This is a genomic window from Pseudomonas salicis, assembly GCF_057128705.1.
Genome location: NZ_JBSKHU010000003.1, coordinates 1 through 23285 on the forward strand (window position 1 = coordinate 1; position 23285 = coordinate 23285).

The following is a 23285-nucleotide window of genomic DNA, read 5'->3' on the forward strand; positions in this document are numbered from 1 at the left end:
AGCCGTTCGGACAGCTGTCGAGCGCCGTGTAGCGGGGTTTCGATGGCGACGTCGTAGACGCGGGAGGTGAGGATTTTGCGGGCATAGTGGTTCAGCAGGTCGCCGCTGACTGAGCTGTGCGCAAGCGTCGAGGTCATCGTGTGGTCCTCGTCGTGGGAACGGCGATGATCAGGCGTGCGGAATGAGCGGCGAGGGAAGGGCGGATGATGAGCATGTCTGACTCCTGGTTCGAGGTTCGGGGCCCAGGGAGACAGAAAGAAAAAACCCGCCTCCAAGGGCGGGTTCGGTGCAAACGTCGGCTAACCCGCCATGACTGTAATGGCGGTAATAATTCGTTGGCCGAGGCGTTGCTGAGTGAGGTTCATGGCCCAAAGACTATGGCGAGCCGGTTCTCGTCGTCAAGCGCAATCGGGTGCCCTGTCGCCGCACGGTTGATCAGAGGCCAACGGCAGAGAATTTTTCCTGACCACTTGCGCGGTTTTTTCCGCTGAGCTACAAATTCCGTTAGCTGGCTACGGACCCCGCCCCAGAGCGCTGACAAGGATGCGTCGGTCATTTGCACTGCATCCCCTTCGTCGATTGTTCAAAAAGCCTTCATGGTTCGTTCATGAGTGCACTTTAGGGTGAAGGACGTGGTCAGTGGAATCAGTCGCTGAAACGACGACAAAACGCCGAAACGCAAAGACCAGCCATGAGGGCATGAGTGATGGACGATTATCAGGAAGAGTTGTTGGAATATCAGGCTTACGAGCTTGACCCGCTGGAACCCGCAGACGACGCGACTGAGCTGTAAGCGAGTCTGTCAGGCCGAATGACGCTGGCTACGGCGGAACTCCCCGGGAGTCTGTCCGTTCCACCGTTTGAAGGCGCGTTGAAAGGCTTCGGCCGATGCAAACCCCAGTAAATAGGCGATTTCACCAAAGGCCAGCTCCGTGTCGCGGATGTAGGTCATCGCCAGATCCCGACGTGTGTCATTGAGCACGGCGCGAAAGCGCGTTCCTTCGTCTGCCAGCCGGCGACGCAGAGTCCAGGTCGGCAGTTTCAACCGGGCAGCCACTTCTTCCAGGTCCGGTTCTCTCCCACCATTGAGCAAAGGTCCCAGCAACTGAGTGATCCGTTCACGCAGGGTGCGGGTGCGCGTGCGTTGTTCCAGCTCGCGTTCACACAATTGCAGCAGGTGCCGCCAAGTGCTCGGCACGTGGTCGGGATTGCGCAGCCCCAGAGTCCGCTGGTTCAGGCGCAGCTGATTGAGGCCCGCGCCGAACGCCACGGGTTGCTCGCTCAACACGGCATAGTCCGGGGCATAGCCTGGTGCATCGAATTCGATCTCGGCGCGCTCGGCGAGAATCGGCGTACCGGCCAGCGTCGACAGCTGGTGCAGCCACCCGCTGAGGATCGAATCGACCACGAAGCGGTTGTAATCGTTGTACGGGCTGATGGAGTAAAACCGCAGCCACGCGCCTTCGCTGTCTTCGTGGAAACTCGACTGCCCCCGGTAATTGGAGGCGTACAGCGCTTCGAAACGAATGAGGGTGCGCGCCGCTTCCCGCACCGTTGGCGCCTGAGCGGCCGTGACCCCGGCCAGCCCCGCCAGACTCAAACGGCTCAACTGCCCCATCCTCAGGCCCAGCCCCGGCATCCCGCTCAATTGAATGGCCGCGTGACCCAGACGCATGTAGCGCGGAATCGACAGGCGCGCATCGGCTTCGCCCAGCCGCGCCGCGTCCAGGCCGTATTGGTCGAGCAAGGGTTGCGGGTCATGACCGGTGCTGCGCACGGCATCGCCCAGGTTATGGACGAAGCCGACCGACAGATCCCCCAGACGTACTCGCGGCGCGTTCATCAATCACAACCAGAGGTTGATCAGGCGCGCCCCGTGGCCGGGCTTGGCCCCCTTGGGCGCGGCGCTGATGGAGCGTTCGGCAACGCTTTGTCCGCCGCGTGTCGCGAAGCTGTGACCGGCGCTGCCCTGATCCCAGAACTGCCCGCGCATGAACACGCTGATGCCCGCTTTGGCGGTGCTGATCGGCGTCAGGGACAAGCGTTGCCACGCTTCGCCTTCGGTCAATGCTTTAGGGCCCAGGTCCAGGCGGCTCATCAGCGTGGGATGTTTATCGCTGCGCCATGGCTGGGACCAACTGCCATTGCCCGCGACGAACGCAGGCACGGCGATCAGCTCGGCCCCGCTTGCGTTCAATCGTGCATAGTTGTCCGGGTACCAGCTGTCGCTGCCGATCAGCGTGGCGAGCCGACCGGCCGGGGTGTCGATGATGTTCAGCGGCGCGTCCTTGCCCGAGCGGATGTAGCCGCGCTGATACCAGGACGGGAACAACTGGCGCTGAGGCTGGCCGATGGGCAGGCCGTCACGGCCGAACACCACGCTGCTGTTGTAGAGCGCACCTTTGCCCGCCTGCAATTGGCCGTCGCGCACTTCTGGACCTGGCAGCACGATAGAACCCGCCACCAGCGTCACCCCGAACTCTTTGGCCAGCCCGCCGAACACTGTCTGGTAATCCTGCGCCATGCTGCGCGCTTTCATGCGCAGGTGCGCGTCGTCCACCCGGCTTTCCCCACGGGCGTGCAACAGCGCGTCGAGGAACAGCAGCGGGTTGCTGAACGCCAGCCAGTTCATGGCTTCTTCGATGGTCATGGCCTGGTAGAACTGCGATTTCTCATCGACCGCGAACAGCCACGTGCCGATGTGCTCCGGCAGGACAACGATGGTCTTGTCGTTGATCAGGCCGTGCTCCCGCGCCTGTTGCAGGTACGCCGCCAGCTTGCGATGCAGCCGCTTGACGCTGGAATAGTCCGAAGGAAACAGCTCGGGCTGAATGCCCAGCAGATTGCCGCGATCACCGGGTTCACCGTCGTTGACCACCAGCTGAATGCGCAAATCGGTGAGGTAATGGCCGACATGGCGCTTATGTGTCCAAAGGCCATAGCTGGTGAGAAGAATCGCCAGCACGATGGCGGCGAGGGTGCCAAGAACTTTGCGCATGGAGGGGGACGTGAGGGCCTCAGGAAGCAATTGCCGTGTGGGTGAATGGCCTCAAGGCTACGGGAAAACGGCGTCTGACCGAAGCGATTTAAGTGCGAGAGCGTCTTTTTCGTGAAGCCCTTCGCCGATGCAGCGCGTAGCGATACGGCCGCAAACCTGCCTCAAAACGCGTCCTCCTCAGGGCTAAAACGGAGGATGCAGAAAAACGGCGTGGTCAGCGGGATAACGCAGTAACACTGCGTCGGCGTGAAGGGTTTCGACGTTTTTGCGTCAGTTGGCGGCCCTAAGCTTTCGCACACAGACACAACGTTAGACGACTGCCATGACCGATATCGTTAAAGACGCACTGAACCGCCTCGCTCGAAAGGATTTGCTGGAGCTTCGAGCCTATATAAACGGAGAGTGGGTCGATGCCGACGCCAAACTTGCCGTAACCGACCCCGCCACGGGGGCGACCATCACGCATGTTGCCCATTGCGCGCCCATCTGGGCCGACCGCGCCGTCGAAGCCGCCAGCGCGGCGCTCCCCGTCTGGAGCCAGTTGCTGCCGGTTCAACGCGGGCTGATCTTGCGCAAGTGGGCGACGCTGATGCGCGAACACGCTCAGGACCTGGCAGTCATCATGACGGCCGAGCAGGGCAAGCCGCTGGCGGAGTCCGTGGGTGAAATCTCATACGGGGCGGCGTTCCTCGACTGGTTCGCGGCAGAGGGCGAGCGTTGCTACGGCGAAACCATCCCGAGCCATTTGCCGGGCAGCCAGTTGCTGACCAAGTTGCAGCCCATCGGCGTGACGGTCGCGATTACCCCCTGGAACTTTCCAAGCGCGATGATCACCCGCAAGGCCGGGGCCGCACTCGCGGCAGGCTGCACGATGATCGTCAAGCCCGCGCCTGAAACGCCGCTGTCGGCGTTGGCCCTTGCGAAACTGGCGGAAGAGGCGGGGATGCCAGCAGGGGTGTTCCAGGTGCTGACCGGCGATGCCGTCGCTCAATCCGCGCGCCTGCTTCAGTTCCCCGAGGTGCGCGCGTTCAGTTTCACCGGCTCGACCGAGGTCGGAAAAATCCTGCTCAAGACTTCCAGCGACACCGTGAAACGCGTGTCCCTCGAACTGGGTGGTCATGCGCCGTTCATCGTGTTCGAAGACGCGTCGGTCGAGGACGCGGTCGCCGCTTGCCTCAACGCGAAATTTGCCACCTCGGGTCAGGATTGCCTGGCGGCCAACCGCATCTACGTTCATCGCAGCCTTTACGCGTCATTCGTGAGCACGCTGGCAGCGGAGGTGAAAAAACTGAAGGTGGGTCATGGTCTGGAGCCGGGTGTGGACATTGGCCCGATGACCCGCAGATCCGTCGCGGTGAAGTGCCAGGCACAGATCCTCAACGCGGTTTCGCTGGGCGCGAAGCTGCTGGTGGGCGGGTCGGAGATCAACGGCAATTTTGTGCAGCCGACGCTGCTGGCCGACGCCACGGATGACATGGACATTGCCCGCGATGAGACCTTCGGGCCGGTCGCTGCGGTGTTCGTGTTTGACACCGAAGAAGAAGTGCTGCAACGCGCCAACGATTCCGAATTCGCGCTGGCCGCCTATGTTTACACCAACGATTTGCGCCGTGCGCTGCGCCTGTCCGACCGCTTGCAATACGGCATGGTGGCGATCAATACGCCGAAGTTTACCGGTGCGCCCATTCCGTTCGGAGGCTGGAAACAGTCGGGGTTGGGCAGGGAAGGGTCGAAGCACGGCCTGGAAGAATACATGGAAATCAAATATGTCTGTTTTGGCAACCTGTGAGAGAGAAGGAGAACGACATGAATAAGACAGAGCACGATACCGTCGCTGCCCAGGACCGCAATTCCGTGCTGCACCCCTTCACCAACCTGAAGGATTTTGCCAGCGGCAAGCTGGGTGACCCGACCATTATCGAAACCGGTAAAGGCATTCGCATCACCGACTCGACCGGGCGCGAGTACATCGACGGGTTTGCCGGCCTGTACTGCATGAACATTGGCTATGGCCGTGACGAAGTGGCCGAGGCGATTTCCCGTCAGGCGCACAAGCTGGCTTATTACCACAGCTACGCCGCGCACACGACGGACGAACTGGCGAGCCTGTCGGATCGTTTGGTGAAGATGGCGCCGGGCAAGATGAGCAAGGTGTTCTATGGCACATCGGGGTCCGACGCCAACGAAACCAACGCCAAGCTGGTCTGGTATTACAACAACCTGCGCGGTCTGCCGAAGAAGAAAAAAATTATCACCCGTGATCGCGGTTACCACGGCTGCTCGGTGATGTCCGGCTCCCTGACCGGCATGAACTTCTACCACGATCACATGGACCTGCCGATCTCCGGCATCTTGCGCACGGGCGTCCCTCATCAGTATTGGGACGCTCAGCCGGGTGAAACCGAGCTGCAATTCTCAGCCCGTCGTGCCCGTGAACTCGAAGAGCTGATCCTGCGCGAAGACCCGGACACCATCGGCGGTTTCATCGCCGAACCCGTGCTCGGCACTGGCGGTATCACGCCGCCACCGGCCGGTTATTGGGAAGCGATTCAGCCGATCCTGCAGAAGTACGACATTCTGCTGATCGCTGACGAGGTGATCACCGCGTTCGGCCGCACCGGCGCCATGTTCGGCTGCGAAAAATACGGCATCACGCCTGACCTGATCACCGTCGCCAAAGGCCTGACCTCGGCTTACATGCCGCTGTCCGCGGCCATTGTAGGCGAGAAGGTCTACAAGGTCATGGAAGAGGGCGCGGACCGTGTCGGCGCGTTCTCCCACGGCTACACCTATTCCGGCCACCCGATTGCGGTGGCAGCGGCGAACGCGGTGCTGGACATCGTCGAGCGTGAAGACATTCCGGGCAATGCGAACCGTGTAGGTGCGTACCTGCAAAGCAGCCTGCACGAAGTCTTCGACAACCTGCCGATCGTGGGTGAAGTGCGCGGTGTGGGCCTGATGGCTGCGATTGAGTTCGTCGCCGATCCGGCCACCAAAAAACGTTTCGACCCGGCCCTGAAAGTCGGCGCGCGGATCTCCAAGGCTGCCCGCGACCTGAACCTGATCGCGCGAGCGATGCCCCATGGCGAAATCCTGGGCTTCGCACCACCTCTGACCACCACCGAGAAGGAAGTGGATCAAATCGTGGACATCGCGCGCCAAGCGGTAAACAAAGTGATGGACGAGCTGGCGAAGGAAGGCGCATTGCGCTGATCATCGCGCATCGCCCATGAAGAAGGCCGGTTTCGTACCGGCCTTTTTTGTGGTCGCTTATTGGGGGCTGCCAGACAGGGTCGTGCGTTGCTGGCGGTCGATCCGTGTGAGAGCATCCGACCCCGCTGCCATTCACTCTTCAACGTCATCGTGTTGCCCTTAGGAGAAAGCCAATGTTTGTTCTCGACCGGATAGACGTCAACATTCTGGGTGCAATGCAGAAGAACAACCGGATCACGTCCGAGGAATTGGGCAACTTGGTCGGGTTGTCCGCCACCGCGTGCCAGCGACGTTTGAAGACGCTGCGCAAGGAAGGGGTGATCGAAGGTGACGTGTCCATCGTGTCGCCCAAAGCCGTGGGGCGGAACGTGTTCATGCTGGTGCTGGTGACCCTGGAAAGGGAACGTTCCGACATCATCGACCGCTTCAAAAAATCCATCCGTAATACGCCGGAGGTGATGACTGGGTATTACGTCACGGGCGATTCGGACTTCGTCCTGGTGATCACGGCCAAGAACATGGAAGACTACGAACAGTTCACCCGCCGGTTCTTCTACGAGAACTCGGACATCAAGAGCTTCAAGACGCTGGTGGTCATGGACCGGGTGAAAGCCGGGTTCGAATTGCCGATTGATCTGGATTGATCCCTTCTTGACCCCCCACAACGAATTGCGACGTCGGAAGGTTTTCTGATGTCCCTTTTTGCCGCTGATCTGAACCGCAGATAACGCAGTTTTTCCTCGTTTCTATCCGATTTTGTACGGGTTTCATCTCTGGACGATTGTTTATCGTCGGATATGGTTTGGGGGAATCGCTATGATTTGTCTCACGTAAGGGTTCACAGAGACGACGGCAAGTGGGGTGGGACGCATGAACAAGAAGAGCAAAGGTCGGCTGACCATCGATTGGGAACTGACAGGGCGTCAGTTCGGAAGTCTGAATTTCCCCTGGTCCCGAAACGAATCCGCATGGGGCAGCCTGCAGATTCCGGTGATCGTCATCCAGAACGGCGAGGGGCCCTTCGTGTTGTTGACCGGGGGCAATCACGGCGACGAATACGAAGGGCCTCTGGCGTTATCCAACCTGGCACGAGCCATCGATGTGCAGCGGGTCACCGGCACGATCTGCATCGTGCCTGCCCTCAATTACCCCGCGCTGAAAGCCGGCACTCGCCTGTCGCCCATCGACGGTTTGAACATGAACCGCGCGTTTCGCGGCAGGGCGGAAGGGACGATCACCGAACAGATCGCCCATTTCGTCGAGGCCGAATTGATCAGTCGCGCCGACGCCGTGCTGGATATTCACGCAGGCGGCCGGACCATGTTCTTCCAGCCTTTCGCGGTCTCTCATCAGTTGCCCGATAAAGCGCAGACCTTGCGTGCCCGGGAGGCGCTCATCGCCTTCGGTGCACCCATCGGCCTGATTCTGGATGAGCTGGACAACGAAGGCATGCTCGACACCGCCGTGGAAGAGAAGGGCAAGCTGTTCCTCTCCACCGAGTTGGGCGGCGGCGGTTCGACCACTGCTGCGACGGTCAAACTCGCGCAGGACGGTGCCCATAACTTCCTTGTGCACACTGGGGTTTATGACACGGCGCCAAAGCCCGCTGCCTCGCCGGTGGTCATCATGCAAAACGAGGCCGACGGCTACGTGAGCGCACAGAACAGCGGCTTCATCGAATTCACCCGCGAGTTGGGCGAAGCAGTGGAAGCCGGTCAGGTGATTGCCCGCATTCATGACTTCGAACAGCTGGACAAGGAGCCGCTGGCCGTGACCGCACCCGTTACCGGCACGCTGCTGGGCCGTCATTTTGGTGGGTACATCGCCAAGGGCGATTTCCTGGCGATGTTCGCCAGCCCCGAAGCCTGATACGCGACGCCCTGCACCCAAAAATTTCAATAAGACGAGGTGGATCATGAGTGACCCGTTTTTCACAGACGCCGAATACGCGAGCCGTCTGCAAAAGGTGAAGCATCGAATGGCGGAGGCGTCCGTCGACCTGCTGTTGGTGGCGGATGCCAACAACATCTTCTGGCTGACCGGCGCGGCGGACTGGTCGTTCTACACGCCGCAGTTCGTGATCGTCAGTTTGCAGGACAGCAAGCCGGTGTGGATTGGCCGTGCCATGGACGCCCCCGGTGCCGCATTGACCACCTGGATGGGCAACGACCACGTCATCGGTTACCCCGAAGATTACGTGATGCGCCGGGACATTCACCCCAGCGATTACATCGGTGAATTTGTCGCCAAACGCTGGCCGAGTGCGCGACGCATCGGTTACGAGTCCGACAGCTATTTCTTCTCGCCACGCTCGCTGAACAGCCTGATCGCCAAACTGCCGAACGGCGTGTTCGTGGACTGCGATCTGCTCGTCAACCGCGCACGGGTGGTGAAGAGCGAGACCGAGATTCAGTACCACCGCGAAGCCGCCATCATCGTTCAAGGCGCCATGCACGTCGCTCAGGACATGATCCAGCCGGGCGTTCGTCAGTCCGACGTCATCGCGGAAATCTACAAAGCCCAGATCGCGCCCGACGCGCCGTTTGGCGGCGACATCACCGCCCTGTGCCCGATTATTCTGGCGGGCGAGAAAGCCTCTGCCGCGCACCCGGCATGGACCGATGAGAAGTTCATCGACAACCAGACCGTGGCCATCGAACTGGCCGGCGCTCGCCGCCACTACACCACCGGCCTTGCGCGCACACTGCACTTGGGGTCGAACCCGCCTGACGAACTGACCCACACGGCTGCGGCGGTCGAGGAAGGCATGAGCGAAGTGCTGGCGATGGTCAAGACCGGGGTCAGTGGAGCGGACATTCACGCCAGTTGGCAGCAGGTGCTGAACCGCTACGGGCTGCGCAAGGACAGCCGCATCGGTTACTCGATCGGGATCGGCCTGCCACCGGATTGGGGCGAGCACGTCATCAGCCTGCGTCCGGGCGAGCACGAGCCGATCGAGACGAACACCACGCTGCACATCATCCTCGGCATGTGGATGAAGGGCTGGGGCATGGAAACGTCGGAAACCATTGTTGTGCAGCCACAGGGTTATGAGTGCCTGACCCAGTTCCCGCGCAGCGTCAACATCAAGCGTTAATACCTTAAGTTGTCGATGGCGGCCCTGCATCGGGGCCGCACTCTAATAATAAAAGTGTGGAGAGTGCCATGAAAACAATCTCAAGCATGGTGTGTGCGTTCGCCTGCGTTTTGGGTATGACCGCAACTAACGTTAATGCGGCGGCTGAAACGTCGCTTCAAAAGAACACATTGTCGGTGGGCGCGGATTTGAACTACCCGCCTTACGATTATTTCGTGGATGGCAAACCGGCGGGGTTTGATCCATCGTTATTGGCGCTGTTGGCCAAGAAGATGAATGTTGAACTCACGTTCTCGGACACGCGTTTCGCCAGTTTATTGTTGGGCCTTAAATCCAATCGCTTCGACCTGGCATCGGCAGGTATGTACGTCACGCCTGAGCGGGCACAACAGATCAACTTTCTGCCGTACATGAAAACCGGTGTGTCGTTCGTGGTGCTGAAAGGTAGCGCGAATCAACCCATGACACCGGCCGATCTGTGCGGCTTGCGAGTGAGCAGTATCCAGGGCGCGGCGTGGATTCCCAAGCTCACCGAGTTTTCGAAAACCGGCTGCGTGGATCAGGGCAAGGCGCCGATCAAGTTGTCCGAGTTCCCGTCCTCGGCGGAAGCGGTGCAGACGCTCTTCGCCAAGACCGCAGACGTTCAGACCGAAGACGCGGCTGTCGCAGCGGTGGCCGTCAAGAACACGTCGGGACGCATCGAAATCAGTTCGAAGGAAATCCTCTACCCGGTCGTGGGCGGTTACGGCCTTCGCAAGGACAACCAAGTGTTGTTGGCCGCGATGACCAAAGCCCTTCAAGCCATCAAGGATTCGGGCGAATACGCGGCGCTGTTGAAGGAATACAACTTGGGTGAGCCCTCTAAGGAAGAGATAGCGGCTGCCATGGGCACCGCCAACTAAGACCTACTGTTATTACAATAAAAAGGTGGCTCAAGTGGAATTTGACGTGCGCTATGCGATCAGTCTTCTGTGGAATCGCGAGTTTTGGAGCGCCACACTGCTGGTCGTTGAACTCAGTATGCTGGCCTGGTTATCCGGCATTGTCTTTGGCTTCTTTCTGGCGTTGGGCAAGTCGTCAAAAATCGTCTGGGTGAAACAACTGTGCAGCGGTTATATCTGGTTCTTCCGCAGTTTGCCGCTGCTGGTGTTGTTGATTCTGATCTATAACCTGCCGCAAGTGTTTCCTGAAACGGGGGCCGTGCTGTCCAACCCGTTTCTGGCGGGCTTGATCGGGATGGTGTTGAACGAATCGGCGTACATCGCTGAAATCCATCGCAGCGGGCTGGTGGCGATTCCCAAGGGGCAGGGCGAAGCGGGCAGGTCGCTGGGGCTGGGACGACTGGCGCTGCAAAGCCGGATCATCATTCCCCAGACCATTCGGGTGACGCTGCCTGCGCTGGCGAACGAGTACGTCAACATCGTCAAGCTCACGTCGCTCGTTTCGGTGATTTCGTTGTATGAAATCCTCGCGGTCGGGCAGCGCTTGTACACCCAGAACTTCCGGGTGCTGGAGACCATGCTCGGCGTCGCGTTCTACTACGTGTTCATCGTCACCGTGGTGGGCTGGCTGCTGTCGTACCTGGAGCGTCGGCTGGACTTCACGGCGGCCAAAAACACCGCACCCACGTCGGGCCCTTCTCCTGCGCTGGGTGTATTGCCTGCGCGAGAAACGGCCACGGGCGAGACCGCGTTGGAGATCGTCGGGGCGAAGAAAAGCTACGGCAGTCTGGAAGTGTTGAAGGGCATCGGGCTGAGCATCAAGCGCGGGCAAGTGGTGTCGATCATCGGGCCGTCGGGTTCGGGCAAGACCTCGTTGATTCGCGCCATGAACGGCCTTGAGCCGCTGGACAGCGGCAAGGTGTTGCTGCATGGCAAACCGTTCCTGGACGCCGACGCGGGGAAGGTCGTGCCGTCGCTGGATCAGGCTGTGGACATCGGCATGGTGTTCCAGAACTTCAACCTGTTCCCGCACAAGACCGTGCTGGAAAACGTGACCCTGGCGCCGGCTTATCACAAGCGTGGTTCGAAGGCGGCGTGCGAAGGATCGGCCCGCGCCATCCTGCAGAAAGTCGGCTTGAGCGAGCATGTGCACAAGTACCCGCATCAACTGTCCGGTGGGCAGCAACAGCGGGTCGCGATTGCGCGGGCCATGGCGATGCAGCCTTCGATGATTCTGTTCGACGAGCCGACCTCGGCGCTGGACCCTGAGCTGGTCGGTGACGTGCTGCGCTGCATCGAGGACCTGGCAAGTGAAGGCATGACCATGGTCATCGTCACCCACGAAATGGAGTTCGCGTTCAAAGTGTCGGACCGGGTGATCTTCATGGAGCAAGGCGTGGTGGTCAAAGACGCCTCACCGGCGGACATGATGCGGTCTTCGGATCAGCGCATCACCCGGTTCATCGGCAACTCGGAGCATTTCAAACTTCGGGCGGTGTGATCACTGGACTGGGCTTGAGTGCAATGACGTTATGCGCCAAACGGGTGGGAGCCAAGAAGCCGGCTCCCACCCGTTGGTGTGCCGCTTGCTAGCCCTGTGGCTGACAGCGGCAGTGAGGGCTCAAACCATCGCCTGATAAAACGCCAACGGCTGATCGAGAATGTCGCGCAGTCGTTTCAGACCTTCTTCAAGCATCTGCCGGTTGTCGGCGGCACCCAGGGAGATGCGCACCGATTCACTGGGCCTGTGACCTGATGCCGGGGAAAAGCTCGACGCGGGCAGCAGCTTGATGTGTTGGCGTTCTGCCTGATGGGCGAAATCCAGCGCCTGCCACGGCTGTGGAAGGTGCAGCCAGATGTGCGACCCCTGGGGCGGCGCGCTGAAGTTCAGGTCGGCGAACACCTGACCTGCTATCAGCAGTCGTGCCGCGTTTTCGGCGCGGATGGCCTGGGTCAGGTTTTGCAGGATGCCGTTGTCGATCCACTGCGAGGCGAGCTCAGCGAACAACGGCGAGACCATCATGGTCATCGCCTGCATCAGGCCCGCGATCTCTTGTGCGCTGCGAATGTCAGGCGCGCACAGATAAGCGAGGCGCAGCGCCGGAGTGGCGCATTTGGAGAGGGTCGCGATGTGCCACGTGAGTTCAGGGGCCAGCTGTGCCAGGGACGTCAGGTCGTTGGCGGCGATGTTGGAGTAGGGGTCGTCCTCGATGAGGGTGACGCGGTGGCGGCGGGCAATCTCGGCAATTTTCAGGCGTCGCGCTTCCGGCAACGTCGCCGTCGTCGGGTTATCGATATTCGGGACCACATACAGCGCCATGAGCGCGTGCCGTTGGCAGGCCTGCTCGAAGTCTTCAGGGATCAGCCCTTCGGCGTCCATGGAGACAGGCACCAGGTCCAGGCCCAGTTGCCGGGCGACGGTGTGAATGCCGGGGTAGCAGAACTGCCCCACGGCCAGCGACCGCGAAGTGCGGCTCAACAGATGGCAGATCGCGAACAGCGCGCTCTGGGCGCCGGAGGTGAGGATCACACGGTCGGCGCTGATCTGCTCGATCCGTTGCGTCAGCCAGGAGGCCCCAGCGATGCGGTGGCGCAGGTTTCCCCCGGTTTCCTGATAGTTGAAGCTGGCGACGTCGCCGATGGTTGCGAACGCCCGGCCCATCTCCTTGACGATCAGTGCATTGATTTCCTGGCCTTCGGTGCGGGGCGGGCTGTTCTTGCTCAGGTCCAGCATCGGCGCTTCGGGGGCGGTCGGGGGGGAGGTGCGAGTTTCCCCTGCCACGCAGGTGCCGCTGCCCGTGCGGGTTTCGATGAGGCCATCGTCCCGCGCCATGCCATAGGCCTTGGTCACGGTGGTCAGGTCGACCCCCAGTAGCTTGGCCAGGGTACGTTGGGGCGGCAGGGAGTCTCCAGGTTGCAGTCGGCCGTTTTCAATGTCGGCAACGATGGCCTGGTAGATGCCGAGGTATTTGAAAGAAGCCGTGAGGTCGAGCCATGCATTCCATTGTCGGCGCGGCGAAGGACGGGGTTCGGAGATGGGCATCAGGCAGGTAGACCGTATTGTATGGTTTCGGCCCGAATGTATGGGTAAAACGTCTGTTATTCAACCTGAAGTTGTCTTTTTCAGTTATTCAAGGGCGAATAGCGGCCTTCTACTGAAGAAAAAGGCATACATTCATAATTATTCGATATTAAGTGTATGGTTTTTTGTATGGTAGTTTTTCACCATCATTAGGGGAGGAGGAAATACAATGCTGCGCTCAATATTGGTGGGTCTCACGTTAGGTTTGTCGTTGGTGTCAGTCGCTCATGCCGATGATTTGCTGGACGCAGTCAAGGCCGGGAAGCCGGTCAGGGTCGGCTTTGCCGAGCAGGAGCCGTTTATCGTCAGTGGCCCCAACGGCAAGCTGGTGGGGTATGAAGCGGATCTGCTGAAGGCGGTGCTGGCGAAGTTTGGCAACAGCCAGCTTGAAGCGGTGCCCACCCAGTTCGGCGCGCTGATCCCCGGTTTGCAGGCCCGTCGGTTCGACGTGATCGCCTCCGACCTGTACATCCGTCCGGACCGCTGCAAACTCGTGGCGTTCGCCGAACCCACGCACATCGTCAATGACGGGATCGTGGTGAAGGCGGGTAACCCTAAAGGCATTCGCAGCTATGCGGACATCGCCAAGGACCCGTCCCTCAAGGTCGGTTACCTCACGGGCGGTGGCCCCATCGCCGACCACGCACTGGCCGCCGGTGTGAAGGCCGAGCAACTGGTCACGCTGCCTGACGTTGCATCGCTGTTCGCCGCCGTGAAGACCGGTCGCATCGATGCGTTTCTGAACACGGCGGTGACGGTTGCTGCCACGTTGAAGACCGCGAACGATCCGGGCCTTGAGCGCGTTCAACCGTTCGCCCAGGCCGTGATCAACGGCAAGCCTGCGTCAGGGATTGGCAGCTTCGCGTTCCGTCGCGAGAACCAGGCCTTTGTCGATGCGTTCAACACGTACTTGCAGGAAATCCTCACGTCCGGTGAGGCGGCGAAGATCGGCCAACCTTATGGCTTCTCCGCGGAAGACATCCCGACCGGTGATGTGAAACTGGCAAGCCTTTGCGCTGAATGACAGCTGAATGACACAGGCGGGGTGCCTTTGAGGGCGCTCCGTTTGGATGGGAAACGTTTCATGGAAATGGTCTGGGAATACCGCTACGAATTTTTGACCGGGCTTTGGTGGACGATCCGCCTGACGGTAGTATCAGCAATCCTCGCGCTGGTACTGGCACTCGTCGCGGGGTTGGCCCGCTCGTCGCGCAGGCGTTGGCTGAATGTCCCGGCGGCGTTGTACGTCGAGTTCTTTCGCGGCACGTCAGCCTTGGCTCAGTTGTTCTGGCTGTTCTACGTGTTGCCGTATCTGGGGGTCGACCTCACGCCATTTCAATGTGGCGTGGTGGGCCTCGGTTTGTGCTTCAGCGCCTACGGGGCGGAAGTGGTGCGGACCTGTATCGAAGCCGTTCCAAAGGGGCAGCTGGATGCGGCCGCTGCGCTGAATCTCGGTCGCTTCAACACCCTCCGGGTGGTGGTGTTGCCCGAGGCGCTGATCATGATGATGCCGCTGTTCAACAACCTGCTGATCGAGCTGATCAAGGCGACGTCGCTGGTGTCGCTGATCACCATTCCAGACCTTGCGTTTCAAGCGAAATCCATCATCTCCAAGACCTATCAGTCGGGTGCCGTGTTGTTAACGACGCTGGTGATGTACCTGCTCATTTCGCTGCTGGTGTCCTCGTCGATGCGCAAGCTGGAAGGCATGCTGGCCCGTGGGCGAAACGCGAGGAGTGAGGCATGACGATGGATTTTTCCTGGTCGTTCGCCGCACGGATCGCACCCACGCTCGCCAATGGCGCAGGGGTCGCGTTCGTCGCGGCCATTGGCGGGTTTGCCGTGGCACTGGTGGCGGGCGGGATTCTCGCCACGCTGCAACGCTCGGGTCATCGCGGGTGTGTGTGGGCAGGGCGCGGGTTGATGGAATTACTGCGGTCCACCCCATTGCTGATTCAGGTCTACTTCCTGTTTTTCGTATTGCCGCAGATGGGCATCGTGCTCAACCCGGTAGCCACCGGTGTTGTCGCGCTGGGGCTGTATCACGGCGCCTATGTCGCCGAAGCGTATCGCGCGGTGCTGGAAAGTCTGCCTTCCGGGCAATGGGACGCCAGTGACAGCCTGCGCTTCAGCCGCTACCAGGCGTATCGCCACCTGATGCTGCCCCAGCTGATACAACCGCTGACGCCTGCCTTGGGCAATACCTTCATCACGATGCTCAAGGACACGCCGATTCTGGCGGCGGTGTCCGTCCCGGAATTGATGTTCGCGGCCAATGATGTGGGGGCGCAGAGCTTCCGTTATGTCGAGCCGATCACCCTCGCTGCACTGGCCTATCTGGCCATGAGCGCGGTCGCGGCCCTGTTTGTATTCGTGTTGCGTCACTGGACGCAGAGTCGTCATCAATGACTGAAATGATTTCGTTTGAAAACGTCAGCAAACGCTTCGGCAAGACCGTGGTGCTGGACCAGTTCAGCTTCAGCCTGAATCGCGGCGACAAGGTCGCGATCATCGGCCCCAGCGGTTCGGGCAAGTCCACGTTGCTGCGCATCGTCATGGCGCTGGAAGGCATCGACAGCGGCAAGGTGTCGCTCGATGGCGAAGCGCTCTGGCATGCCGTCGAGGGCAAGCCATTGATCGCGCCCACCCGCAAGCACTTGCAACGTATGCGTTCGTTGGTGGGCATGGTGTTCCAAAGCTTCAACCTGTTTCCGCATTTGACCGCCCTCGACAATGTCGCCACGGCGCCGCGTCTGGTGCTGGGGCTGTCCCGTGAGGCTGCGGAGCAGCGAGCACGTGCGCTGCTGGAGCAGGTCGGGCTGGGCGACAAGCTCAGCCACTACCCCTCCACCTTGTCCGGCGGCCAGCAGCAACGGGTGGCAATTGCCAGGGCGATGGCGCTGGAACCGAAGATCATGCTCTTCGACGAAGCCACCTCCGCGCTGGACCCGGAGCGGGTAGGGGAAGTGCTGGAAGTCATGCGCGCGCTGGCTCATGAGCGGGACCTGACGATTATCGTCGTCACCCACCAGATTGGCGTGGCGAGGGCAATCGCCGACCGCATCTGCTTCATGGAGAACGGCAAGATCGTCGAGCAAGGTGCGCCTGGCCGTCTGCTGGATTCGCCACAGAACGATCGCACCCGGGCTTTTTTGCGGGCGGTGCACCTTGAGTAACGCCGCTCGTTCAAGCGCCACTGACACGCGAGGAATGTTCATGTCTTTCAGCAAGCACGTCGCCGCCCAGGCCGTGGCGGTCGCGCGGCACCGTGATCAGTCCGGGACCGGGATTTTGCGCGACCGTTTTTTGCAAGCTCAACAGCAAGCGGGCGCGTGGGACACCCTGAGCGGGTTTGGCATCGTGCCGCCGCTGAGCGGGCTGACGCTGGCGGTCAAAGCCTGTTTCGATGTGCGCGGCTGGCCGACCACCGCAGGCTCCCGGGTGCTGGCCAACGCATCGCCTGCCTCGGCTGATGCCCCGCTGGTCGCGGCGTTGAGCCAGTTGGGCGCGGTGATCACCACGCAAACCAACATGACCGAGTTTGCTTTCGGGGCGTTGGGATTGAATCCTCACTTCGGTACGCCGGTCACGCCACTGGACGCGACCGGTCAGCGCATCGCCGGAGGCTCGACCTCGGGCGGCGCGGTCGCCGTGGCGTCAGGCCTTGTAGACATCGCACTGGGCAGCGACACCAGCGGCTCGGTGCGTATTCCGGCGGCGTTCTGCGGCGTGACAGGCTTCAAACCGAGCAAGGGGCGTTATCGCGACGACGGCATGCTCTTCCTGTCGCCGACGTTCGACGTTCCGGGTTTCATCGCCAAGGACGTCGAGACGCTGCTGCGGGTCGATCAGGCGCTGGTGCCCGATGAGCCGGCCCTGCATGCTGTGACCCTGCGCGGTCGCCGGTTTCTGATGCCCCCGACGTTTGCTTTGGCCCACGCCGACGCGGCGGTCACCGAACGCTTTCACGCCGCGATTGCACGGCTCAGAAGCGCGGGCGCCGAGGTGATCGAGCAAGAGTGGCCCGAGCTCGCGGACTTCGGTGAAATCGCCATTGAGGGCGGCATCATCATTGCTGAGGCCTTCACCTGGCACCGCGAGTTCCTGCAAGACCGCGCGCACCTCTACGACCCGAGAGTCGGGCCACGCATCGCCCTGGGCGAGCGGGTCACGGCCGGCGCCTACTTCGCCGCGCAGCAAAAACTGACGCAGTGCAAGACCGATTACGCACAGCGCATGAGCGAGTACGACGCGCTCCTCACGCCGACGGTGCCTTTCCTGCCGCCTACACTCAGCGAGCTTGAAGACGACCCGACCTACTACCGAACAAACCGTCTGGCGTTTCGCCTGACCGAAGTCGCCAACCGGATCGACGCCCCGAGCGTGAGCCTCCCGGCGGCAACCTCAGAACCCATCGGCCTCTGCCTGACCGGCCACCGTGACGGCGACCGTGCGTTGTTGCACCTGGCCCGGTCGGTCCAGACGGCCCTGCATCTTGAACCCCTGACATGAGAGAACACCCATGATCGTGCGCACCCTGGAACAGCTCGCTCAAACCGGCAGTCACGTCGTCACCGAGAAGTGGCGCAGCACCCGCCTGATCGTCAAATCCGACGGGCTCGGCTATTCGGTGCATCACACCGTGGTGCCCGAAGGCAACTCCGTTCATTGCCATTACAAAAACCACTACGAGACCAATTACTGCATCGCCGGGGAAGGCGAGGTATTGCACGTGGAGAGTGGCGAGACCTTCCCGATCCGGGTGGGCACCACCTATGCACTGGACCAGCACGACGAACACATCCTCAAGGCGACCAAGGGCGACCTGCACCTGGTGTGCGTGTTCAATCCGCCGATCCAGGGCAATGAAACCCACAACGCCGACGGCGGCTACGATGCCGCCAGTTGAGCCTCTGACGTTTCAGTGAGGGTTTTCGGGTGGTCAACTACACCGATTATTTCAGCGCCTCCTACGAGGTCGCCCGGCGCACGTTTCGCAACGCCGTAAAGGCGGTCGACGGCGAACTGAGCGCCTATTTGCACCCGGATGCCAGAGGCGCTCACGGGGAAAAGCTGACGATCGATGTCGGGCACATCGGGCGGATCGACGCGCCTCGGCAATTGATCATGATCAGCGGCACCCACGGCCTCGAAGGGTTCGCGGGCTCGGCGTTGCAGATCGGCTGGCTCAAACAGTTGAGTGCGCGGGCACTGAATGACGAGGTCGGTGTGCTGCTGATTCATGGGCTTAACCCCTATGGTTTTTCCCACGGCTCGCGGACCACGGTGAACGGCGTGGACCTCAATCGCAATTTCATCGACCACACCGCCGTGCCGGTGACCAATGCGCTGTACGCGCAGCTCCATCCGTATCTGTTGCCGCAGTGGTGGGACGATAACTACCGCTCGGCCTGCGACATCGGGATCATGGATTTTCGGCTCAAATACGGCGATGACGTGTACTTCAACACCTTTGCGGGCGGCCAGTACCTGTACCCCCAGGGCACTTGCTTCGGCGGGTTTTCACGTGAGTGGGAAAGCCTGACGCTGGAGCGCGTGGTGCGGACCGCTGTTGGCCATGCCGAGCGCGTGGCCGTCATCGATTGGCACACGGGCATTGGTGAATACGGCAAGCCGTTCTACCTGAATTTCGGCAGCGACAGCTCCGACGCCCAACGGCAAACAGCCGATTGGTGGGGGCTGGACACGGTGACGGGATCACGCCCCCATGGCCGTGCCCGACCGCGCTACCAGGGGCTGGTGTTTCAGGGGATCGCATCGTTCTTGCCCCAGGCCATCGTGGCCGGGGGTGTGATCGAGTTCGGGACACGGGGTTCGGTGGCGGGCGACCTCGCCATTCGCCAGGACCTGTGGCTGCGCAATTACGGCCACCGCCTCAGCGAAGACACGCGTACTCAGATGCACGCCGACCTGCTGGACTCACTCAACCCTGTCTCCTACCAATGGCGCGAACAGGTGTTGACTCTCGGGCTGCCGATCATTGACGCCACCCTCGATGGGCTGGCGCGTTGGCAGGCCTGAACCCATTCAAAGGAGCAAGCTCATGAGCGTCAACTTTCTACTGGATCACCTGGTCATCGCGGTCAACGACCTGCCTCGCGCGATTGAAGATTACCGGCAACTGGGGTTTCAGGTCCTCGTCGGCGGCCGCCACCAACACGCGCCGACGCAAAACGCGTTGGTGTACTTTCTCGACGGCACGTACCTGGAGCTGATCGAGTGGACCGCGCCCGCGCCGGGTGAAAAGTGGTACGAACGCCTGACCCTGCACGGCGAGGGCTTCGTGGATGTGGCGTTCGTGCCGTCGAACATCGGCCAGGCCGTCGCCAACGCCGCCGCTGCGGGCGTTCAGTACCGTGGGCCTATCGACGGCTCGCGGGTCAAACCGACGGGTGAGCATGTGCAGTGACAGCTGGCCTGGCCCGCGCTGCATGGCCTGCCGTTTTTGTGCGGTGACGTAACGCCGCGTTCGTTGCGGGTGCCGGAGGGCGAGGTGCGTGTGCAGCCGAATCGCGCCACCGGGATTCAGTCGATTGCGATTGCGGTCGATGATCTGAAGGCGAGCACACAGGCCTATCGCGGGTTGTTGGGAGACGAGGCTGAGGTGGGTGCTGAAGACACGTCGCTGACCGACACGCAGGGCGTAGTGGTGAGGACGTTGCACGTCGGGGAGGCCGCGCTGCATCTGGTATCGCCTGTCGGTTCGATCAACACCGGGCTGAGCGAGCGCTTATCGACGCTGCTGAAAACCCGTGGGGAGGGCGTCTACGCGATGTCCATCGCCGGGATCGAACCGGGAATTTCAGCGCAGACGGTTGCGCAATTCAGCCACGGTGTCACCCTCAGCGTCGCGGATCGGAACCTGACGCTGCTCGAACAGATCACTCCTTTGCCCCACGAGGGCTGACGGAGTCGAACAACGTCTGAGTGACCGGTCACCGCTCAGTCGTTTCATAACAAGGCCGGAAAGGATTACTGATGCAAACTGCCGTCAACCCGCGCAAGGGCTACCTGTTGGGCCTGAGCGCGTATTTCATGTGGGGCTTCATCCCGCTGTACTTCAAAGCTGTCGAAAGCGTGCCCGCTGTGGAAATCATTATCCACCGCGTGCTGTGGTCGGCCCTGTTCGGCTCGCTGATGCTGCTGATCTGGAAACACCCTGGCTGGGGGCGCGAGCTCCTGCAGAACCCGCGTCGGCTGGGTGTGCTGGCGGTGAGTGGGTGCCTGATCGCAACCAACTGGCTGGTCTACGTCTGGGCGGTGAACCATGGTCGGATGCTGGAGGCAAGCCTGGGGTATTACATCAACCCTCTGATCAACGTCTTGCTCGGCATGTTGCTGATGGGCGAACGCCTGCGCCGCTTGCAATGGGTGGCGGTGGCGCTGGCATCCATTGGCGTCGGTCAGCAGGTTTGGCAGGTCGGAAGCTTGCCATGGGTGTCGCTGGCACTGGCCCTCTCGTTCGGCTTCTACGGGCTTATTCGCAAGCGTGCTCCGGTGGCCGCGCTGCCGGGTCTGGTGGTCGAAACCTGGCTGCTGGTGCCGTTGGCGTTGGCCTGGGTGGCCTTTCATCCGGAATCCGACAGCTTTCAGCCCGCCTTTCTTCTCAGTCATGACGTGCTCTGGCTGACCCTCGCGGGGCTGATCACGCTCATTCCATTGCTGTGTTTCAACGCCGCCGCGCGGCACCTGCCGTATTCGACGCTGGGCTTTCTGCAATACCTCGCGCCGACGCTGGTGCTGATTCTGGCTGTGACGCTGTTCGGCGAAGTCCTGGCGCCCGCGACGCTGACGGCGTTCGTGTTCATCTGGCTGGGGCTGTTGGTGTACAGCGTGGATACGTGGAGGCAATTGCGCAAACAGTGACGTTCAGAGAAGGACGATCTACCGGTTTCAAAAACGGAGGTGTCGAACGCTGATCCAAAGGCAGCGCTTCGGACAGAAACCTCTGCGTGAATTCCAATAACAATCAGGTACGCAGATGAACATCAAACAGAAATTGACGAGGGCCTTCGCCCTCATCGCCAGCTTGCCCATCATTGCGGTGGCTGCCGTCGTGATCATTAACCTGCGCGAGGATGCGCAGACGGATTTCGTCGACAGCAGTAGCCGGGAGATTCGCCAGGTCGCCAATGGCATCCAGTTATTCTTCGACGGCATCTCGCAGAATGTGGACTACCTGGCGCAACATCCGTTGATCGTCGGCACGGGGGAGGGCGTCAGGAACTACATGGCCGCCAACCCCCGGGAGGTCCCGCAAACCGAGGTCGACAAACAGATTTTCAGTCTGTTCGAAGGCCTGGCCAAAGCCCATCCTGACTATGCGTACGTCGCTTACGGGTTGAACAACGGCACCTACGAGCTGTGGCCGGAAGACCTGAAACTGGCCAACTACGACCCGCGCCAACGTCCGTGGTACAAGACCGCCCAGGCCAATCCCGGTAAAACCCTGCGCACCTCCGCCTACTACTGGGCGGGCGATGACGCGGTATTGGTCAGCACCGTTCGTGCCGTGAACAACGCCTTCGGGAATTCGGGTGGCGTGGTCAACATCGACGTGTCGCTCAAGCAGCTGACCACCCTCGTCAAGCAGATCAAGCTGGGAGACACCGGTTACCTGATGCTGATCGAAAACGACGGCACCGTGCTGGTCGACCCCAAGCAGCCCGAACACAACTTCAAGAAACTGGGTGAGTTGGGCGACGGTTTCACCGAGTTGGCCAAAGCGGGTCCGGGGCTGATCAAGGTGACTATCAACGGCGAGCCGTTCATGGCCAACGTCTTCCCTTCGGACAAGCTGGGATGGCGCTTCATTGGCCTGATCAAACAGGACGAAGTCATGGCCTCAGCCACGCACCTGACGTGGGTGATCGCGATCATCGCCGCTGTGTTGGCGTTGGTCTTTGCGCTGCTCGGGGCCAGTTTTGCGACCCTGATCGTGCGCCCGATTCGCAGTGTGGCCAGCGGTCTGGAAGGCATCGCGCAAGGCGAGGGTGACCTGACCCAAAACCTGGCCGTACGGGGCAAAGATGAAACCGCGCAACTGGCCAACTGGTTCAATCAGTTCCTGGCCGCGATTCGCGGATTGATCCAGCACATCGGTCACGCGGCGACACGCATTCTCGACAGCTCGGCCACCTCCACCCGTGTCTCCAATGACATGGCGCAAGCGGCTGGACGCCAGCGTGAAGCAGTGGACATGGTCTCGACGGCGTTTCATGAAATGGTCGCCACCGCCAACGAAGTCGCACGCTCATGCAGTCAGGCAGCAGCATCGGCAGACAGCGGTCAGCAACAGGCTCGCGAAGGTCAACGCCAGATCGATGATGCGGTCACCAGCGTTGATCAATTGAGCACCGAGATCTCCCGCTCGGCCCACGACATGACTCAGCTGGAAAAGGACAGCAACGATATTCAGTCGATCCTCGACACCATCCGTTCGATCGCCGAACAGACCAACCTGCTGGCGCTCAACGCCGCCATCGAAGCCGCCCGCGCGGGCGAGCAGGGTCGAGGTTTTGCGGTGGTCGCCGACGAAGTGCGCGCGCTGGCCAAACGCACCGCAGACTCGACGGCCGAGATCGATTCGTTGCTGGGCAATCTGGCCAGAAGGACAGCCTCAGTGGCGCAGCAGATGCACGCCAGTCTCGATGTGTCGCAGCAGTCCGTGGCGAAGATCGGCCAGGCCCGCAGCAGCTTCGGTCAGATTCGTGAATCGGTGGACGTGATTCGCGACATGAACACTCAGATCGCCACCGCCGCCGAGGAGCAGCATCAGGTGGCGGAAGACATCAATCGCCACATCAGCCAGATTCATGGCGACGCGCAACTGGTGTCGAGCCTCGCCAACGCCGCCCAGAATGATTCTGAAAACCTGGCCGCGCTGTCCCGTGAACTCGATGGTCTGGTGCGTCGGTTCAAGACCTGAAGCCT

Annotated in this window: 22 protein-coding genes and 1 pseudogene; 19 read left to right on the forward strand and 4 right to left on the reverse strand. The window is 61.0% G+C overall.

The genetic code is table 11. The features are described from left to right. From ACWKWE_RS10715 to ACWKWE_RS10725, 3 genes are all read right to left on the reverse strand, one after another. The coding region (locus ACWKWE_RS10715; RefSeq protein ID WP_483850956.1) for a hypothetical protein at positions 1–137 on the reverse strand (137 nt) is incomplete at its 3' end. Between the two features lie 665 nt (positions 138–802). After that, entirely contained in the window at positions 803–1843 is a 1041-nt protein-coding gene (locus tag ACWKWE_RS10720) for an AraC family transcriptional regulator (RefSeq protein WP_483850487.1), read from the reverse strand. A 3-nt stretch (positions 1844–1846) separates the two neighbouring features. Beyond that, entirely contained in the window at positions 1847–2998 is a 1152-nt protein-coding gene (locus ACWKWE_RS10725; RefSeq protein WP_483850488.1) for a carbon-nitrogen hydrolase family protein, read from the reverse strand. Positions 2999–3320: 322 nt separating this feature from the next. Here ACWKWE_RS10725 and ACWKWE_RS10730 point away from each other — a divergent pair, with 322 nt between their 5' ends. The 7 genes from ACWKWE_RS10730 (at position 3321) to ACWKWE_RS10760 (ending at position 11750) form a co-directional block, all read left to right on the forward strand. Further along, positions 3321–4787, forward strand: coding sequence for an NAD-dependent succinate-semialdehyde dehydrogenase (locus ACWKWE_RS10730; RefSeq protein WP_483850489.1), 1467 nt, complete (start codon positions 3321–3323; stop codon positions 4785–4787). Positions 4788–4804: 17 nt separating this feature from the next. Continuing rightward, positions 4805–6211 carry an aminotransferase gene (locus tag ACWKWE_RS10735; RefSeq protein WP_166598767.1) on the forward strand — a complete coding sequence of 469 codons (1407 nt, stop codon included), beginning with the start codon at positions 4805–4807 and terminating at the stop codon, positions 6209–6211. A gap of 173 nt (positions 6212–6384) precedes the next feature. Then, positions 6385–6855 (forward strand): Lrp/AsnC family transcriptional regulator, encoded by a 471-nt coding sequence (locus ACWKWE_RS10740; protein ID WP_166598766.1) that lies wholly within the window; start codon positions 6385–6387, stop codon positions 6853–6855. A gap of 226 nt (positions 6856–7081) precedes the next feature. Then, complete coding sequence (locus tag ACWKWE_RS10745) at positions 7082–8080, forward strand: N-alpha-acetyl diaminobutyric acid deacetylase DoeB (protein ID WP_483850490.1); 999 nt, start codon at positions 7082–7084, stop codon at positions 8078–8080. A gap of 46 nt (positions 8081–8126) precedes the next feature. Then, positions 8127–9308, forward strand: a complete 1182-nt coding sequence (locus ACWKWE_RS10750; RefSeq protein WP_483850491.1) for a M24 family metallopeptidase — start codon at positions 8127–8129, stop codon at positions 9306–9308. A 68-nt stretch (positions 9309–9376) separates the two neighbouring features. Then, positions 9377–10210, forward strand: coding sequence for a transporter substrate-binding domain-containing protein (locus ACWKWE_RS10755; RefSeq protein ID WP_483850492.1), 834 nt, complete (start codon positions 9377–9379; stop codon positions 10208–10210). A gap of 34 nt (positions 10211–10244) precedes the next feature. Further along, complete coding sequence (locus ACWKWE_RS10760) at positions 10245–11750, forward strand: amino acid ABC transporter permease/ATP-binding protein (RefSeq protein WP_483850493.1); 1506 nt, start codon at positions 10245–10247, stop codon at positions 11748–11750. Positions 11751–11870: 120 nt separating this feature from the next. Here ACWKWE_RS10760 and ACWKWE_RS10765 read toward each other — a convergent pair whose 3' ends face one another. Continuing rightward, the gene (locus tag ACWKWE_RS10765) at positions 11871–13292 is read right to left on the reverse strand and encodes an aminotransferase-like domain-containing protein (RefSeq protein WP_483850494.1); all 1422 of its coding nucleotides are present in this window, start codon (positions 13290–13292) and stop codon (positions 11871–11873) included. A 208-nt stretch (positions 13293–13500) separates the two neighbouring features. Here ACWKWE_RS10765 and ehuB point away from each other — a divergent pair, with 208 nt between their 5' ends. From ehuB to ACWKWE_RS10825, 12 genes and pseudogenes are all read left to right on the forward strand, one after another. After that, a complete protein-coding gene (gene ehuB / locus ACWKWE_RS10770; protein ID WP_483850495.1) occupies positions 13501–14355 on the forward strand; it encodes an ectoine/hydroxyectoine ABC transporter substrate-binding protein EhuB in 855 nt (284 codons plus the stop codon). Positions 14356–14415: 60 nt separating this feature from the next. Continuing rightward, entirely contained in the window at positions 14416–15078 is a 663-nt protein-coding gene (gene ehuC / locus ACWKWE_RS10775; RefSeq protein ID WP_483850496.1) for an ectoine/hydroxyectoine ABC transporter permease subunit EhuC, read from the forward strand. Continuing rightward, on the forward strand, positions 15075–15740 hold the full coding sequence (gene ehuD, locus ACWKWE_RS10780; RefSeq protein WP_483850497.1) for an ectoine/hydroxyectoine ABC transporter permease subunit EhuD: 666 nt from the start codon (positions 15075–15077) through the stop codon (positions 15738–15740). The genes ehuC and ehuD overlap by 4 nt, the downstream gene beginning before the upstream one ends. A 5-nt stretch (positions 15741–15745) precedes the next feature. Then, complete coding sequence (gene ehuA, locus ACWKWE_RS10785; RefSeq protein WP_483850957.1) at positions 15746–16507, forward strand: ectoine/hydroxyectoine ABC transporter ATP-binding protein EhuA; 762 nt, start codon at positions 15746–15748, stop codon at positions 16505–16507. Between the two features lie 40 nt (positions 16508–16547). After that, positions 16548–17843 (forward strand): amidase, encoded by a 1296-nt coding sequence (locus ACWKWE_RS10790; protein ID WP_483850498.1) that lies wholly within the window; start codon positions 16548–16550, stop codon positions 17841–17843. A 10-nt stretch (positions 17844–17853) separates the two neighbouring features. Continuing rightward, the gene (locus ACWKWE_RS10795) at positions 17854–18240 is read left to right on the forward strand and encodes an ectoine synthase (protein WP_166598174.1); all 387 of its coding nucleotides are present in this window, start codon (positions 17854–17856) and stop codon (positions 18238–18240) included. A 29-nt stretch (positions 18241–18269) separates the two neighbouring features. Then, positions 18270–19373: a DUF2817 domain-containing protein gene (locus ACWKWE_RS10800; RefSeq protein WP_483850499.1), complete on the forward strand. Its 1104-nt coding sequence runs from the start codon at positions 18270–18272 to the stop codon at positions 19371–19373. 22 nt (positions 19374–19395) lie between these two features. Further along, positions 19396–19761, forward strand: coding sequence for a VOC family protein (locus tag ACWKWE_RS10805; RefSeq protein WP_483850500.1), 366 nt, complete (start codon positions 19396–19398; stop codon positions 19759–19761). An 84-nt stretch (positions 19762–19845) separates the two neighbouring features. Next, positions 19846–20259 (forward strand): hypothetical protein, encoded by a 414-nt coding sequence (locus ACWKWE_RS10810; protein ID WP_483850501.1) that lies wholly within the window; start codon positions 19846–19848, stop codon positions 20257–20259. Positions 20260–20330: 71 nt separating this feature from the next. Further along, positions 20331–21218 carry an EamA family transporter RarD gene (gene rarD, locus ACWKWE_RS10815; protein ID WP_483850502.1) on the forward strand — a complete coding sequence of 296 codons (888 nt, stop codon included), beginning with the start codon at positions 20331–20333 and terminating at the stop codon, positions 21216–21218. Between the two features lie 115 nt (positions 21219–21333). After that, positions 21334–22422 (forward strand): annotated as a pseudogene (locus tag ACWKWE_RS10820) (cache domain-containing protein); the annotation flags it as partial. 129 nt (positions 22423–22551) lie between these two features. Beyond that, entirely contained in the window at positions 22552–23280 is a 729-nt protein-coding gene (locus ACWKWE_RS10825; RefSeq protein ID WP_444860678.1) for a methyl-accepting chemotaxis protein, read from the forward strand. Positions 23281–23285 lie beyond the last annotated feature (5 nt).